15 protein-coding genes are annotated in these 16,390 nt (G+C 65.0%); 12 read left to right on the plus strand and 3 right to left on the minus strand.

All coding sequences use genetic code 11. The annotated features are described in order from the left end of the window. Nucleotides 1–25 precede the first annotated feature (25 nt). From AC1TXO_RS01795 to AC1TXO_RS01830, 8 genes are all read left to right on the plus strand, one after another. Complete coding sequence (locus AC1TXO_RS01795) at nucleotides 26–1,279, plus strand: serine hydroxymethyltransferase (RefSeq protein ID WP_486404797.1); 1,254 nt, start codon at nucleotides 26–28, stop codon at nucleotides 1,277–1,279. A gap of 15 nt (nucleotides 1,280–1,294) precedes the next feature. Beyond that, nucleotides 1,295–2,545, plus strand: a complete 1,251-nt coding sequence (locus AC1TXO_RS01800; RefSeq protein ID WP_486404798.1) for a sarcosine oxidase subunit beta family protein — start codon at nucleotides 1,295–1,297, stop codon at nucleotides 2,543–2,545. A gap of 16 nt (nucleotides 2,546–2,561) precedes the next feature. After that, a complete protein-coding gene (locus tag AC1TXO_RS01805; protein WP_186667473.1) occupies nucleotides 2,562–2,897 on the plus strand; it encodes a sarcosine oxidase subunit delta in 336 nt (111 codons plus the stop codon). After that, complete coding sequence (locus tag AC1TXO_RS01810) at nucleotides 2,894–5,911, plus strand: sarcosine oxidase subunit alpha (RefSeq protein ID WP_486404799.1); 3,018 nt, start codon at nucleotides 2,894–2,896, stop codon at nucleotides 5,909–5,911. The genes AC1TXO_RS01805 and AC1TXO_RS01810 overlap by 4 nt, the downstream gene beginning before the upstream one ends. Before the next feature lie 150 nt (nucleotides 5,912–6,061). Next, complete coding sequence (locus AC1TXO_RS01815) at nucleotides 6,062–6,694, plus strand: sarcosine oxidase subunit gamma (RefSeq protein WP_486404800.1); 633 nt, start codon at nucleotides 6,062–6,064, stop codon at nucleotides 6,692–6,694. A 12-nt stretch (nucleotides 6,695–6,706) separates the two neighbouring features. Beyond that, nucleotides 6,707–7,564: a formyltetrahydrofolate deformylase gene (gene purU, locus AC1TXO_RS01820; protein ID WP_486404801.1), complete on the plus strand. Its 858-nt coding sequence runs from the start codon at nucleotides 6,707–6,709 to the stop codon at nucleotides 7,562–7,564. A 217-nt stretch (nucleotides 7,565–7,781) separates the two neighbouring features. Beyond that, the gene (gene fdhA, locus AC1TXO_RS01825) at nucleotides 7,782–8,981 is read left to right on the plus strand and encodes a formaldehyde dehydrogenase, glutathione-independent (protein WP_323453333.1); all 1,200 of its coding nucleotides are present in this window, start codon (nucleotides 7,782–7,784) and stop codon (nucleotides 8,979–8,981) included. Between the two features lie 173 nt (nucleotides 8,982–9,154). Then, nucleotides 9,155–9,718, plus strand: coding sequence for a DUF2780 domain-containing protein (locus AC1TXO_RS01830; RefSeq protein ID WP_486404802.1), 564 nt, complete (start codon nucleotides 9,155–9,157; stop codon nucleotides 9,716–9,718). 54 nt (nucleotides 9,719–9,772) lie between these two features. Here AC1TXO_RS01830 and AC1TXO_RS01835 read toward each other — a convergent pair whose 3' ends face one another. Next, nucleotides 9,773–10,660, minus strand: a complete 888-nt coding sequence (locus tag AC1TXO_RS01835; RefSeq protein WP_486404803.1) for an acyltransferase — start codon at nucleotides 10,658–10,660, stop codon at nucleotides 9,773–9,775. Nucleotides 10,661–10,841: 181 nt separating this feature from the next. Here AC1TXO_RS01835 and rloA2 point away from each other — a divergent pair, with 181 nt between their 5' ends. The 4 genes from rloA2 (at nucleotide 10,842) to creD (ending at nucleotide 14,930) form a co-directional block, all read left to right on the plus strand. Next, nucleotides 10,842–11,345 carry a retropepsin-like aspartic peptidase RloA2 gene (gene rloA2 / locus AC1TXO_RS01840; protein WP_486404804.1) on the plus strand — a complete coding sequence of 168 codons (504 nt, stop codon included), beginning with the start codon at nucleotides 10,842–10,844 and terminating at the stop codon, nucleotides 11,343–11,345. A 22-nt stretch (nucleotides 11,346–11,367) separates the two neighbouring features. Beyond that, a complete protein-coding gene (gene creB / locus AC1TXO_RS01845) occupies nucleotides 11,368–12,048 on the plus strand; it encodes a two-component system response regulator CreB (RefSeq protein ID WP_486404805.1) in 681 nt (226 codons plus the stop codon). After that, the gene (gene creC, locus AC1TXO_RS01850; RefSeq protein ID WP_486404806.1) at nucleotides 12,048–13,481 is read left to right on the plus strand and encodes a two-component system sensor histidine kinase CreC; all 1,434 of its coding nucleotides are present in this window, start codon (nucleotides 12,048–12,050) and stop codon (nucleotides 13,479–13,481) included. Before creB ends, creC begins: the two co-directional genes overlap by 1 nt. Before the next feature lie 120 nt (nucleotides 13,482–13,601). Continuing rightward, complete coding sequence (gene creD / locus AC1TXO_RS01855) at nucleotides 13,602–14,930, plus strand: cell envelope integrity protein CreD (RefSeq protein ID WP_486404807.1); 1,329 nt, start codon at nucleotides 13,602–13,604, stop codon at nucleotides 14,928–14,930. A gap of 131 nt (nucleotides 14,931–15,061) precedes the next feature. Here creD and AC1TXO_RS01860 read toward each other — a convergent pair whose 3' ends face one another. Continuing rightward, nucleotides 15,062–15,676, minus strand: a complete 615-nt coding sequence (locus AC1TXO_RS01860) for a glutathione S-transferase (protein WP_486406776.1) — start codon at nucleotides 15,674–15,676, stop codon at nucleotides 15,062–15,064. A gap of 8 nt (nucleotides 15,677–15,684) precedes the next feature. After that, on the minus strand, nucleotides 15,685–16,353 hold the full coding sequence (gene msrA / locus AC1TXO_RS01865) for a peptide-methionine (S)-S-oxide reductase MsrA (RefSeq protein WP_486404808.1): 669 nt from the start codon (nucleotides 16,351–16,353) through the stop codon (nucleotides 15,685–15,687). Nucleotides 16,354–16,390: the final 37 nt, after the last annotated feature.

Raw genomic sequence — 16,390 nt, forward strand, 5'->3', positions numbered from 1 at the left:
AACGATCGCTGCCGGGAGATACACGATGTTCAGCAAGCAAGACCAGATCCAGGGTTACGACGACGCACTGCTGGCGGCGATGAATGCCGAGGAACAGCGCCAGGAAGATCACATCGAGCTGATCGCCTCGGAGAACTACACCAGCAAGCGCGTCATGCAGGCCCAGGGCAGCGGCCTCACCAACAAGTACGCCGAAGGCTATCCGGGCAAGCGCTACTACGGCGGCTGCGAGCACGTCGACAAGGTCGAGGCGCTGGCCATCGAGCGCGCCAAGCAATTGTTCGGTGCCGACTACGCCAACGTCCAGCCGCACTCCGGCTCCTCGGCCAACAGCGCGGTCTACCTCGCCCTGCTGCAGGCCGGCGACACCATCCTGGGCATGAGCCTGGCCCACGGCGGCCACCTGACCCACGGCGCCAAGGTGTCGTCCTCGGGCAAGCTGTACAACGCCGTTCAGTATGGAATCAATACCGATACCGGCCTGATCGACTACGACGAGGTCGAGCGCCTGGCCGTCGAGCACAAGCCGAAGATGATCGTCGCCGGCTTCTCTGCCTACTCCAAGACCCTCGATTTCCCACGCTTCCGTCAGATCGCCGACAAGGTCGGTGCGCTGCTGTTCGTCGACATGGCCCACGTGGCCGGCCTGGTCGCGGCAGGTCTGTACCCGAACCCGATTCCGTTCGCCGACGTGGTCACCACCACCACCCACAAGACCCTGCGCGGTCCGCGTGGCGGCCTGATCCTGGCCAGGTCCAACGAAGAGATCGAGAAGAAGCTCAACGCTGCCGTGTTCCCCGGCGCCCAGGGCGGCCCGCTGATGCATGTGATCGCCGCCAAGGCGGTGTGCTTCAAGGAGGCGCTGGAGCCTGAGTTCAAGACCTACCAGAAGCAGGTCATCGAGAATGCCCAGGCCATGGCCCAGGTGTTCATCGAGCGTGGCTACGACGTGGTTTCCGGTGGCACCGACAACCACCTGTTCCTGGTCAGCCTGATTCGCCAGGGCCTGACCGGCAAGGACGCCGACGCCGCCCTCGGCCGCGCCCACATCACCGTCAACAAGAACGCGGTACCCAACGACCCGCAGTCGCCGTTCGTCACCTCGGGCCTGCGCATCGGCACCCCGGCCGTCACCACCCGTGGCTTCAAGGTCGCCCAGTGCGTGGCGCTGGCCGGCTGGATCTGCGATGTGCTGGACAACCTGGGCGATGCCGACGTCGAAGCCGATGTCGCCAAGAACGTCGCCGCCCTGTGCGCCGACTTCCCGGTCTACCGCTGAGTGGAGTAGAACACCATGCAACGCTATTCGGGCTTCGGCCTCCTCAAGCACTCCCTCAGCCACCACGAGAACTGGCAGCGCATGTGGCGCACGCCGACCCCCAAGAAGGTCTACGACGTGGTCATCGTCGGCGGTGGCGGCCATGGCCTGGCCACCGCCTATTACCTGGCCAAGGAACACGGCATCACCAACGTCGCGGTGGTCGAGAAGGGCTGGCTGGGCGGCGGCAACACCGCGCGCAACACCACCATCGTGCGCTCCAACTACCTGTGGGACGAATCCGCGCATCTCTACGAACACGCCATGAAGCTGTGGGAAGGGCTGTCGCAGGACATCAACTACAACGTGATGTTCTCCCAGCGCGGCGTCTACAACCTGTGCCACACGCTGCAGGATATCCGTGACTCCGAGCGCCGGGTCAACGCCAACCGCCTCAACGGTGTCGATGGCGAGCTGATCCTCACCGAGCAGGTCGCGGCGGAAATCCCGTATCTGGACTGCTCGAAGAACACCCGCTACCCGATCCTCGGTGCCACCGTGCAGCGTCGCGGCGGCGTGGCCCGTCACGATGCCGTGGCCTGGGGTTACGCACGCGCCGCCGACGCCCTGGGCGTGGACTTGATCCAGCAGACCGAAGTGATCGGTTTCCGCAAGGAAAACGGCGCGGTGATCGGTGTCGAAACCAACAAGGGCTTCATCGGCGCCAAGCGCGTCGGCGTGGTCACTGCCGGCAACTCCGGGCACATGGCCAGGCTGGCCGGCTTCCGCCTGCCGCTCGAATCGCACCCGCTGCAGGCACTGGTCTCCGAACCGATCAAGCCGATCATCGACAGCGTGATCATGTCCAACGCCGTGCACGGCTACATCAGCCAGTCCGACAAGGGCGACCTGGTGATCGGTGCCGGTATCGACAGCTGGGTCGGCTACGGCCAGCGCGGCTCGTACCCGGTCATCGAGCACACCCTGCAGGCGATCGTCGAGATGTTCCCGATCCTCTCGCGCGTGCGCATGAACCGCCAGTGGGGCGGCATCGTCGACACCACCCCCGACGCCTGCCCGATCATCTCCAAGACCCCGGTCAAGAACATGTTCTTCAACTGCGGCTGGGGCACCGGCGGCTTCAAGGCCACCCCGGGTTCGGGCAACGTCTTCGCCGCGAGCCTGGCCAAGGGCGAGATGCACCCGCTGGCCGCGCCTTTCTCCATCGACCGTTTCTACAACGGCGCGCTGATCGACGAACACGGCGCTGCTGCCGTCGCCCACTGACCCGGAGACAACCGTCATGTTGCAAATCTTCTGTCCCCACTGCGGCGAGCTGCGCTCCGAAGAAGAATTCCACGCTTCAGGCCAGGCGCACATCGCCCGCCCGCTGGATCCGAACACCTGCTCCGACGAAGAGTGGGGCACCTACATGTTCTTCCGCGACAACCCGCGCGGTATTCACCACGAACTGTGGGACCACGTCGCCGGGTGCCGCCAGTACTTCAACGTTACCCGTGACACGGTGACCTACGAGATTCTCGAAACCTACAAGATCGGCGAGAAGCCCCAGGTGACCGCCGCATCCCGTCAAAGCGCCGCACCGGCGACCGCCAAGGGCCAGGGAGAAAAAGTATGAGCCAGGTCTACCGCCTCGCCAGCGGCGGTCGTATCGACCGCAGCAAGGTGCTGAACTTCACCTTCAACGGCAAGACCTACCAGGGTTATGCCGGCGACACCCTGGCCGCCGCGCTGCTGGCCAACGGCGTCGAGATCGTCGGGCGCAGCTTCAAGTACTCGCGCCCTCGCGGAATCATCGCCGCCGGCAGCGAAGAGCCGAATGCCATCCTGCAGATCGGCTCCAGCGAAGCCACGCAGATCCCCAACGTGCGCGCCACCCAGCAAGCCCTGTACTCGGGCCTGGTCGCCACCAGCACCAACGGCTGGCCGAACGTCAACAACGACATGATGGGCATCATCGGCAAGGTCGGCGGCAACATGATGCCGCCGGGGTTCTACTACAAGACCTTCATGTATCCCAAGTCGTTCTGGATGACCTACGAGAAGTACATCCGCAAGGCGGCAGGCCTGGGGCGTGCGCCGCTGCAGAACGATCCTGACAGCTACGACTACATGAACCAGCACTGCGACGTGCTGATCGTCGGCGGTGGCCCGGCCGGCCTTGCCGCCGCACTGGCCGCTGGCCGCAGTGGTGCACGGGTGATCCTGGCCGACGAACAGGAAGAGTTCGGCGGCAGCCTGCTCGACAGCCGCGAGACCCTCGACGGCAAGCCGGCCGCCGACTGGGTCGCCGCGACCCTGGCCGAACTGCAGGCGTTGCCGGAAGTCACCCTGCTGTCGCGCAGCACGGTCAACGGCTACCATGACCATAACTTCCTGACCATCCACGAGCGCCTGACCGACCACCTCGGTGATCGCGCGCCGATCGGCCAGGTGCGCCAGCGCGTGCACCGTGTGCGGGCCAAGCGCGTGGTGCTGGCTGCCGGTGCCCATGAGCGCCCGCTGGTGTACGGCAACAACGACCTGCCGGGCAACATGCTGGCCGGTGCCGTGTCGACCTACGTGCGTCGCTATGGCGTGGCACCGGGCCGCAAGCTGGTGCTGTCGACCAACAACGACCATGCCTATCGCACTGCGCTGGACTGGCACGACGCCGGCCTGCAGGTGGTCGCCATCGCCGATGCGCGGCATAACCCGCGCGGTTCGCTGGTCGAAGAGGCGCGCGCCAAGGGCATTCGCATCCTCACCTCCAGTGCCGTGATCGAGGCCCGTGGCGGCAAGCACGTCACCGGTGCCCGTGTGGCGGCCATCGATGTGCAGGCGCACAAGGTCACCAGCCCGGGTGAATGGCTCGAGTGCGACCTGGTTGCCACCTCCGGCGGCTACAGCCCGATCGTGCACCTGGCCTCGCACCTGGGCGGCCGCCCGGTGTGGCGTGAAGAGATCCTCGGTTTCGTGCCTGGCGATGCGCCGCAGAAACGCGTGTGCGTCGGTGGCGTGAATGGCGTCTACGCCCTGGGCGACGTGCTTGCCGATGGCTTCGAGGGCGGCGCCCGTGCAGCCACCGAGGCAGGCTTCAAGGCCAGCGTCGGCAGCCTGCCCAAGACCCTGCAGCGCAAGGAAGAGGCCACCGTGGCACTGTTCCAGGTGCCGCACGACAAGGGCACGGCCCGTGCGCCCAAGCAGTTCGTCGACCAGCAGAACGACGTCACCGCCGCAGCCATCGAGCTGGCTACCCGTGAAGGGTTCGAGTCGGTCGAGCACGTCAAGCGCTACACCGCGCTGGGCTTCGGCACCGACCAGGGCAAGCTGGGCAACATCAACGGCCTGGCCATCGCCGCCCGTTCGCTGGGGATCACCATCCCGGAAATGGGTACCACCATGTTCCGCCCCAACTACACCCCGGTGACCTTCGGTGCGGTAGCGGGCCGGCACTGCGGCCACCTGTTCGAGCCGGTGCGCTTCACCGCGCTGCATGCCTGGCACGTGAAGAACAACGCCGAGTTCGAGGACGTCGGCCAGTGGAAGCGCCCGTGGTACTTCCCCAAGCCTGGCGAAGACATCCATGCCGCCGTGGCCCGCGAGTGCAAGGCCGTGCGTGACAGCGTCGGCCTGCTCGATGCATCCACCCTCGGCAAGATCGACATCCAGGGCCCGGATGCACGCGAGTTCCTCAACCGCATCTACACCAACGCCTGGACCAAGCTCGACGTGGGCAAGGCCCGCTACGGCCTGATGTGCAAGGAAGACGGCATGGTCTTCGACGACGGCGTGACCGCCTGCGTCGGCGACAACCACTTCATCATGACCACCACCACCGGCGGTGCGGCCCGGGTCCTGCAGTGGCTGGAGCTGTACCACCAGACCGAATGGCCGGAGCTGAAGGTGTACTTCACCTCGGTTACCGACCACTGGGCGACCATGACCCTGTCCGGCCCCAACAGCCGCAAGCTGCTCGAAGAGATCAGCGACATCGACCTGGACAAGGACGCCTTCCCGTTCATGAGCTGGAAGGAAGGCAACGTCGGTGGCGTGCCGGCGCGGGTGTTCCGTATCTCGTTCACCGGCGAGCTGTCGTACGAGGTCAACGTCCAGGCCAACTACGCCATGGGCGTGCTGGAGAAGATCATCGAGGCGGGCAAGCAGTACAACCTCACGCCGTACGGCACCGAGACCATGCACGTGCTGCGTGCCGAGAAGGGCTTCATCATCGTCGGCCAGGACACCGACGGCTCGATGACCCCGGACGACCTCAACATGAGCTGGTGCGTGGGGCGCAACAAGCCGTACTCGTGGATCGGCCTGCGTGGCATGAACCGCGAAGACACCACCCGCGAGAACCGCAAGCAACTGGTCGGCCTCAAGCCGGTGGACCCGAACGTGTGGCTGCCCGAGGGCGCCCAGCTGGTGTTCGACCCCAGACAGCCGATTCCGATGGACATGGTCGGTCACGTGACCTCCAGCTACAAGGCCAACTCCCTGGGCTATTCGTTCGCCATGGGCGTGGTCAAGGGCGGTCTCAAGCGCCTCGGTGAGCGGGTCTATTCGCCGCAGGCCGATGGCAGCGTGATCGAAGCGGAAATCGTGTCTTCGGTGTTCTTCGATCCGAAGGGTGAGCGGCAGAACGTCTAAGGCCCAGCCAGTACTCCTGGTTGGAATGAGGTCCCTGTGGGAGCGGGCTCGCCCGCGAATGCGATGGTGCATTCACCGCCCTCTTCGCGGGCAAGCCCGCTCCTACAGGGTCTCGGGTCGCGTCGCACAAGAATTCAAGGCAGGTAAGAAATGAGCGCTATCAACGTCTTCCAGCAAAACCCCGGCAGCGATGCCAAGGCCCAGTCGCCGCTACACCATGCAGACCTGGCCAGCCTGGTCGGCAAGGGCCGCAACAACGCAGGCGTGACCCTGCGCGAAAAGAAATTCCTCGGTCACCTGACGCTCCGTGGCGATGGTCATGATCCCCAGTTCGCCGGCGCCGTGCACAAGGCCCTGGGCCTGGAGCTGCCGGTGGCGCTGACGGTGGTAGCCAACAACGAGATGTCGTTGCAGTGGGTCGGCCCCGACGAGTGGTTGCTGATCGTGCCTGGCGGCCAGGAGTTCACCGTCGAGCAGAAGCTGCGCGATGCCCTCGACGGCCAGCACATCCAGGTGGTCAACGTCAGCGGCGGGCAGACCCTGCTGGAGCTGCGCGGCCCTAACGTGCGCGACGTGCTGATGAAATCCACCAGCTATGATGTACACCCGAACAACTTCCCGGTGGGCAAGGCCGTCGGCACCGTGTTCGCCAAGTCGCAACTGGTGATCCGCCGCACTGCCGAAGACACCTGGGAGCTGGTTATCCGCCGCAGCTTCTCCGACTACTGGTGGCTGTGGCTGCAGGACGCATCGGCCGAATACGGCCTGGCCATCGAGGCTTAAGGAGCGCACGTCATGAGTCGGGCACCGGATACCTGGATTCTCACCGCCGACTGCCCGAGCATGCTCGGTACGGTCGACGTGGTCACGCGTCACCTCTTCGAGCAGCGCTGCTACGTCACCGAGCACCATTCCTTCGATGACCGGTTGTCGGGGCGCTTCTTCATCCGTGTCGAGTTCCGCGCGCCGGAAGGCTTCGATGAAGACGCCTTCCGCGCCGGGCTCGCCGAGCGCAGCGAAACGTTCGGCATGGCCTTCGAGCTGACCGCACCCAATCACCGCCCCAAGGTGGTGATCATGGTGTCCAAGGCCGACCATTGCCTGAACGACCTGTTGTATCGCCAGCGTATCGGCCAGCTGGGCATGGAGGTGGTCGCGGTGATCTCCAACCACCCCGACCTGGAGCCGCTGGCGCACTGGCACAAGATCCCCTACTACCACTTCGCCCTCGACCCGAACGACAAGCCGGGCCAGGAGCGCAAGGTGCTCAAGGTGATCGAGGAAACCGGCGCCGAGCTGGTGATCCTGGCGCGCTACATGCAGGTGCTGTCGCCTGAGCTGTGCCGGCGCCTGGATGGCTGGGCGATCAACATCCACCACTCGCTGCTGCCGGGTTTCAAGGGTGCCAAGCCATATCACCAGGCATACAACAAGGGCGTGAAGATGGTCGGTGCCACTGCGCACTACATCAATAACGATCTCGACGAAGGGCCGATCATCGCCCAGGGCGTCGAGGTGGTGGATCATAGCCACTACCCGGAAGACCTGATCGCCAAGGGGCGCGATATCGAGTGCCTGACCCTGGCGCGGGCGGTGGGGTATCACATCGAACGGCGGGTGTTCCTGAACGCCAATCGCACTGTGGTGCTCTGACGGGGCTCAGGCTGCGAGGAACCTGTGGGAGCGGGCTTGCCCGCGAATGGCCTCGCCGCTTTCGACCTGCCGTAAACAGACAACCCCCTGTCGCATCCAGTCACCGCGACATCCCGCATCAGGCCCACAATTCCCTGCATTCCAGTAACACATGCCGCCCATGGATGGCGGCGCTTCAACCAACGCTGCACAAGTACAAATCAAGCGAGGTAAGAGCATGTCTGGTAATCGTGGAGTGGTGTATCTCGGCGCAGGCAAGGTCGAGGTGCAGAAGATCGACTACCCCAAGATGCAGGATCCGCGCGGCAAGAAGATCGAGCACGGCGTGATCCTCAAGGTGGTTTCCACCAACATCTGCGGCTCCGACCAGCATATGGTCCGTGGCCGCACCACTGCGCAGGTCGGCCTGGTCCTCGGCCATGAGATCACCGGTGAAATCGTCGAACTGGGCCGCGATGTCGAGCGCCTGAAGATCGGCGACCTGGTGTCGGTGCCGTTCAACGTCGCTTGCGGGCGCTGCCGTTCCTGCAAGGAGATGCACACCGGCGTGTGCCTGACCGTCAACCCGGCCCGTGCCGGTGGCGCCTACGGTTATGTCGACATGGGCGACTGGACCGGTGGCCAGGCCGAATACGTGCTGGTGCCGTACGCCGACTTCAACCTGCTGAAACTGCCTGACCGCGACAAGGCCATGGAGAAGATCCGTGACCTGACTTGCCTGTCGGACATCCTGCCCACCGGCTATCACGGCGCTGTCACCGCGGGCGTCGGCCCGGGCAGCACGGTCTATGTGGCCGGCGCCGGCCCGGTCGGCCTGGCCGCTGCCGCATCGGCACGCCTGCTGGGCGCCGCCTGCGTGATCGTCGGTGACCTGAACCCGCTGCGCTTGGCGCATGCCAAGTCCCAGGGCTTCGAGGTGGTCGACCTGTCCAAGGACACGCCGCTGCACGAGCAGATCATCGATATTCTCGGCGAGCCGGAAGTGGACTGCGCCGTCGATGCGGTGGGCTTCGAGGCGCGTGGCCATGGCCACGAAGGCGCCAAGCACGAGGCGCCGGCGACCGTGCTCAACTCGCTGATGCAGGTGACCCGCGTGGCCGGCAAGATCGGCATTCCGGGCCTGTACGTCACCGAAGATCCGGGCGCGGTGGACGCGGCGGCGAAGATTGGCGCGCTGAGCATTCGCTTCGGCCTGGGCTGGGCCAAGTCGCACAGCTTCCACACCGGCCAGACCCCGACCATGAAGTACAACCGCCAGCTGATGCAGGCGATCATGTGGGACCGGATCAACATCGCCGAAGTGGTGGGCGTGCAGGTGATCAGCCTCGACCAGGCACCGGAAGGATACGGCGAGTTCGATGCCGGTGTGCCGAAGAAATTCGTGATCGACCCGCACAAGACCTTCAGCGCTGCCTGAGGTCTTTGGGGCCGCCTTGCGGTCCAATCGCGGGACGAGCCCGCTCCCACAGTTGGCGTGACTGCCTGTGGGAGCGGGCTCGTTACTTACCGACATCCGGCCCGGAACAAAGCTCCAGCCGCCCAGTCAAACGCCTCGTTTCCCGGGCCATCCCGGCCTATGAGGTCCCTCCGATGAAAGCACTCACCTTGGCAACCCTGATGACCCTGGCTGCAAGCCCGGTGTTCGCCTTCAACCTCAACGATGCGGCCAACGCCGTTTCGGCCATGCAGACACCGAAAGGCCAGGTCCAGGCTCCGGCCGCACAGGCCGATCTGCTCAATACCCTGGGCAGCGAGCTGAAGATCACCCCCGAGCAGGCCGTGGGTGGAACCGGCGCGATGCTGGGGCTGGCACGCAACAATTTGAGCAGCGCCGATTACGGCCAACTGACCAAGGCCGTGCCGGGCCTGGACCTGTTGTCCGGCGCCAACGCCCTGGGCGGGTTGAACGGGCTGGGTGATCTGCTGGGCAAGAACAGCCAGCATTCGTCGGCGCTGAGCAACGCGTTGGGCAATGTCGAGAACCGCAGTGACCTGGACAATGCCTTCAAGGCGTTGGGCATGGATTCCGGCATGGTTGGCCAGTTCGCGCCGTTGATCCTGCAGTACCTGGGGCAGCAGGGCATTGGCGGTTCGCTGCTGCAGAACCTGGGCAGTCTGTGGAACAGCCCGGCGGGGGCAGCGCCCTCGGTGTGACGCTGCTGTGCCCGCAGGTGGCTTCGTGTCGCGAAAGGGCTGCGCAACGTCGCGTCAGCGCAGCTCTGCGCGCAGTTGCTCGATGCGCTGGTCCTTGTCTTCCCACAGCTGGTTGACCCAGGCCTGCACGCTCTGGCGAAACGCCGGATCGCTCTCGTAGTCACCCTCGCACAGCGCCGGATCCAGCTCGCGCACGCGGATGTCGATGATGACCTGGCTGATGCTGCCGTTGAGCAGATCCCAGAATCCTGGCGCCTTGTTGCCGGGATAGACGATGGTCACGTCCAGCAATGCATCGAGCTGTTCGCCCAGCGCCGCCAGCACGAACGCCACGCCGCCGGCCTTGGGCTTGAGCAGGTGGCGATAGGGGGATTGTTGCTGGTCGCGCTTGGCCTCGGTGAAACGGGTGCCTTCGAGGTAATTGACCACGGTCACCGGCTGGCGCTTGAACAACTCGCAGGCGGCCTTGGTGATCTCCAGGTCCTTGCCCTTGAGCTCGGGATGCTTGTCGAGGAAGGCCTTGCTGTAGCGCTTCATGAACGGGTAGTCCAGCGCCCACCACGCCAGCCCCAGCAGCGGTACCCAGATCAGCTCTTTCTTGAGGAAGAACTTGAAGAACGGCACGCGACGGTTGAGGCTTTCGATCAGCGCCGGGATGTCGACCCAGCTCTGGTGGTTGCTGACGCACAGGTAGGAGGTGTTCGGGTGCAGTTTCTCGATGCCGCGAATGTCCCAGCGGGTCGGGATGCACAGGGCAAAAATGGCCTTGTCGATTTCCGACCAGGTTTCGGCAATCCACATGACCACCCAGGAGGCGTAGTCGCGGCCGCGGCCAGGCAGCACCAGCTTGAGCAGGGCGAAGACCAGCAATGGGCCGATCAGCACCAGGGTGTTGAGCAGCAGCAGGGCCGTTGTAAGAATGCCGGTCAGCAGGCGACGCATAGGAAGACTCTTGTTGTGTGAAATTTGCGGTTGGCAATGATAAGCAGGGTAACGGCTTACGCCAAACGTCCAACGCCCGATGGCGGGGACAAATGTTTCACATTATGTTGGATAGGCTGTGACAACGAACCTATCCTGCCTGCACAGTCTAAGCACTGTCTCATCTCAAGGAATGCTTCCCGTGAAACCACTGCTTGCCCTCCTGTCACTGCTGGCGCTGCCGGTGATGGCCGCCGAGCCGACCTTGTATGGCCGCTACGAGTACATCAAGCTCCCCGAGATCGGCCAGACCCTCAAGGCCAAGATGGACACCGGCGCACTGACGGCCTCGCTGTCGGCCAAGGATATCGAGACCTTCACCCGCGACGGCGAGGACTGGGTGCGTTTCCGCCTGGCGACCAAGGACGCCGACGGCAAGGTCTACGAGCACAAGGTGGCGCGCATCAGCAAGATCAAGGCCCGTTCGGGCGATGAGGAAGACGAGGACGAGCCGACCGAGGCCGCCCGCCGCCCGGTGGTGGACCTGGAACTGTGCCTGGGCGACGTCAAGCGTACGGTCGAGGTCAACCTGACCGACCGCAGCAACTTCAACTACCCGCTGCTGATCGGTGCCAAGGCGCTGCGCGAGTTCAAGGCGGCGGTGAACCCGGCGCGGCGCTATACCGCAGACAAACCGGACTGCTGACAGCCCGAGCAGAGCCTCACCCATGCCCCACATCCTGATCGTCGAAGACGAGTCCGCCATCGCCGACACCCTGGTCTACGCCCTGCAGGCCGACGGCCACAGCACCACCTGGGTGACCCTGGGTAGCGCCGCGCTCGAACAGATGCGCCAGCGCCCGGCCGACCTGGTCATCCTCGACATCGGCCTGCCCGATATCAGCGGCTTCGAGACCTGTCGGCAGTTGCGCCGGTTCAGCGAGGTGCCGGTGATGTTCCTCAGTGCCCGCGATGGCGAGATCGACCGGGTGGTGGGCCTGGAGATCGGCGCCGACGATTACGTGGTCAAGCCGTTCAGCCCGCGCGAGGTGGCAGCACGCGTGCGGGCGATCCTCAAGCGCATGGCGCCGAGGGTCGAGCCGGTCGCCCCGACGCAGCGCTTCGAGGTCGATACGCTGGGCATGCGCATTCTCTATCGCGGTCAGGCCCTGGGCCTCACCCGTCATGAATTCCGCCTGCTCCAGTGCCTGCTCGAGCAGCCACGACGGGTATTCAGCCGCGAGCAACTGCTCGACGGGTTGGGTGTGGCGTGCGACGCGGGTTACGAGCGCACCATCGACAGCCACATCAAGAGCCTGCGGGCCAAGCTGCGGCAGGTATCCGGCGCTGGCGAGCCGATCCAGACCCACCGCGGCCTGGGCTACAGCTACAGCCCGGACCACGCCTGATGCGCCTGGGGATCCGGATCTTTCTGGTGTACTTCCTGTTCGTCGGGTTGTCGGGTTACTTCCTGCTCAATACCGTGCGCGAACAGATCCGCCCGGTGGTGCGCCAGTCTTCCGAGGAAACCCTGGTCGATACCGCCAACCTGTTGGCCGAAATTCTCCACGACGACGTCAAGGCCGGCACGCTGGGGCAAAGTCGCCTGCCGCAGTTGCTCGAGTCCTACGGGCAGCGACGGCCCGGTGCCGATATCTGGGGGCTGGCGAAGAACCAGGTCAGCCACCGCATCTATGTCACCGATGTCCATGGCATCGTCCTGCTCGATTCCAGCGGCCAGGCGCTGGGCAAGGACTACTCGCGCTGGAACGACGTCTACCTGACCCTGCGCGGCCAGTACGGTGCGCGCTCCACCCGCAGCGATCCGGACGATGAAAGCACCTCGGTCATGCACGTCGCGGCGCCCATCCTGGACAACGGGCAGGTCATCGGGGTGGTCACGGTGGCCAAGCCCAACAGCTCGTTGCAACCCTACATCGATCGCTCCGAGCGGCGCCTGCTGACGCTCGGCCTGGGGCTGATCGTGCTCGGGCTGCTGGTGGGGGCGGCGCTGTCGTGGTGGCTGGCGCGTTCGTTGCGTCGGCTGACCCATTACGCCCAGGCCGTGAGCGAGGGCGAGCGCGCCGCGCTGCCGCACTACAAGGGTGGCGAGCTGCTGCAACTGGCCACGGCGGTTGAGCGCATGCGCACCCAGCTGGAGGGCAAAGCCTACGTCGAGCGTTATGTGCACACCCTCACCCACGAGCTGAAAAGCCCGTTGGCTGCCATTCGTGGGGCTTCGGAGCTGTTGCAGGGGCCGATGCCGGACGAGCAGCGGGCACGTTTTGCCGCCAATATCGAGCGCGAGAGCGAGCGCCTGCAGCAGATGATCGAGCGCTTGCTCAACCTGGCCCGGGTGGAGCAACTGCAGGCGCTGGAGGACGAGCAACAGGTACCGCTGGCTGGCCTGATCGAAGAGCTGCTGCTGGGATATGCCGCACGGATCGACGGCGCCGGTTTGCAGGTCCGGCAACAGGTGCCTGTTGGCCTGTCGCTGCTGTGCGATCCGTTCCTGCTGCGCCAGGCGCTGGCCAACCTGCTGGAGAACGCCCTGGACTTCACCCCGCACGGCGGGGAGCTGTCGTTCGAACTGGCGCGCGAAGGCGAGCGGGTGGCGTTGAGCCTGTTCAACCAGGCAGAGGCGATTCCGGATTACGCCATCGATCGGCTCAGCGAGCGCTTCTATTCGCTGCCGCGCCCGGGCACCGGGCGCAAGAGCAGCGGGCTCGGGCTCAACTTCGTCGCCGAGGTGATGCAACTGCATGGCGGCGCACTGGCGGTGGGCAATGTCGAGGGCGGGGTGCAGGTCAGGTTGTGGCTGCCGGCGCGACGCATGAGCTGACTCGCCTTCTGCAAGGGCGAGCGCCAGGCTGGCGATCTCCACACAATCTCCACATACCCTCCCCATTGGCTCCATGTGCCGGGTGCAACCTGCGCCCATCACAACCGGAGCCCAAGCCCCATGACCAAGACCCTGAGTTTCAAGCTCGGCCTGATCGCCCTGCTGATGCTGCTGTTACTGATCCCCTTGCTGATGATCGGCGGCCTGATCGATGAGCGCCAGGCGCTGCGCGACAACGTGCTGCAGGACATCGCCCAGAGCTCGAGCTTCGACCAGCAGATCAGCGGCCCGCTGCTGGTGGTGCCGTATCGCAAGTACCAGCGCCGGTGGATCAACAAGGATGGCGAAGCCGTGCAGGAAACCAGCACGGTCGGCGGCTACCTGTACTTTCTGCCGGAAACCTTCGAGGTCGACAGCCAGGTCGACACCGAACTGCGCGCCCGTGGCATCTACCAGGCACGCCTGTTCCACGCCAGGAACCGCATCAGCGGAAGCTTCAAGCTGCCGGAGCGCTGGGGCATCGACAAGGACTACGACGACTATCGGTTCGACAAGCCGTTCATGGTGGTGGGCATCAGCGACATTCGTGGCATCGAGAATGCCCTGGAACTGAGCATCGACGATCAGCGCCTGCCGTTCGAAGCGGGCACTGGCCTGGACTGGATGACCGGTGGCGTGCACGTCAGCCTGCCGCAACTGGACGGCCAGGCGGCCCGCGAGTTCAGCTATGCCTTCGATCTCGCGCTGCAGGGCACCGGCCAGTTTCATGTACTGCCGGTGGGGCGCAGCAGCCGGGTGCAGATGCAAGCCAACTGGCCACATCCAAGCTTCGTCGGCAGCTACCTGCCAGCCAGCCGCGAGATCGACGCACAGGGCTTCACCGCGCGTTGGCAGACCTCGTTCTTCGCCACCAACCTGGAAGATGCCCTGCGCCAGTGTAGCGGGGCCGACGAGTGCGCGCAGTTCAGCGCACGGACCTTCGGCGTGAGCTTCGTCGATCCGGTGGACCAGTACCTCAAGAGCGAGCGGGCGATCAAGTACGCGCTGCTGTTCATTGCCCTGACCTTTGCCGGCTTCTTCCTGTTCGAGGTGCTGAAGAACCTGAGCGTGCATCCGGTGCAGTACGTGCTGGTCGGCGTGGCGCTGGCGCTGTTCTACCTGTTGTTGCTGTCGCTGTCGGAGCACCTGGGCTTTGGCCTGGCATATGGCCTGTCGGCGGCGGCGTGCGTGTTGTTGATCGGGTTCTACCTGAGCCATGTGCTGCACAGCGCGCAGCGTGGAATCGGTTTTGCCGCAGGGTTGGCGGCACTGTATGGCCTGCTGTACGGGCTGCTGAGTGCCGAGGACTACGCGCTGTTGATGGGTTCGCTGCTGTGCTTCGGCCTGCTCGGCGTGTTCATGGTGCTGACCCGTCGGCTGGACTGGTCGCGGGTGGGGAGGGCGGCATGAGGGAGGACAGGGAAATCGGGCGCTGGCTGGCGGTTCGCGTGGGATTGCTGTTTCCTGCCAGACCGGGGTGAGGCATTCGCGGGAAAGTCGAAGCGCCGAACCGCCCCTGCGACTTGCCCGCGAAGGACCCTTCAGGCCACCGGTACGGTCGCCAGCATCGACGGTCGCTGGCTCACTTCGGCATACCACGCGGCCAGCCCCGGGTGCTGCTCACGCCAGCCGAGCTGCGGTTGGCGCAGGTCCAGATAGCCCAGTGCGCAGGCCACGCCAATCGCGGCAATATCGAAGCCGGAGGCGATCTCTGCCAGGTGATGCTGCTCAAGATCCGCCAAGCCACGGCGGATCTTCTGCGACTGCGCCTGCAGCCAGCCGTCCCAGCGCTTGTCCTCAGGACGCAGGAAGCTTTCATAGCGACTCGACACCGCCGCATCCATGATCGCATCGGCCTGGGAGGCCAGGGTCAGGCGCCGCCAGCGCGCTGAGCCCTCGCGGGGAATCAGCGGGTTGCCGACGTGCTGGGTGTCGAGGTATTCGCAGATCACCCGGCTGTCGTGCAGCACGCTGCCGTCGTCCAGGCGCAGGGCTGGGATCTTGCCGATCGGGTTGTCCCGGTTGAGCTGCTCGTCATCGTTCACCGGGCTGATGTTGACGGTCTGCAGGCGCACGCGGTCCAGCTGGCCGGTCTCGTGCAGCACCAGCATGACCTTGCGCACGAACGGCGACAGCGAGGCGTGGAACAGGATCATGCCCATGCTCAGTTACCCTGCAGGCTGGGTGGCAGGCACACTCCGGTGCCGCCGATACCGCAGTAGCCGTCGGGGTTCTTGGCCAGGTACTGCTGGTGGTAGGCCTCGGCGAAGTAGACGGTCGGCGCCTGGTCGATCTCGGTGGTGATCTCGCCGAAGCCGGCCTTGTTCAGCTCGGCCTGGAAGGCGTCGCGGCTGGCCTTGGCCTGTTCCAGTTGTTCAGGCGAGGTGCAGTAGATCGCCGAGCGGTACTGGGTGCCGATGTCGTTGCCCTGGCGCATGCCCTGGGTCGGGTTGTGCAGCTCCCAGAACATGGCCAGCAGGTCGCGGTAGCTGACCTTGTCCTTGTCGAACACCACCAGCACCACTTCGGTGTGGCCGGTCAGGCCCGAGCAGACTTCCTCGTAGGTCGGGTTGGGGGTGAAGCCGCCGGCATAGCCGACCACCGTGCTGACCACGCCTTCACGCTGCCAGAAGCGTCGCTCGGCGCCCCAGAAACAGCCCAGGCCGAAGATGGCGAAATCGATGCTGCCCTCGAAGAACGGGCCGAGCAGCGGGGTGCCTTCGAACACGTAGTGGAATTCGGGCAGGGTCATTGGCGTTTCGCGGCCAGGCAGTGCCTGTTCCGCAGTGGGCAGGACGTTCTTGTTCACCAGGATTTCCGAGCGCAGGACCATGATTGTTCCTCTGTCTGACAGTGGGATCGGTTGTGGC

The organism is Pseudomonas sp. FA117 (assembly GCF_057370475.1).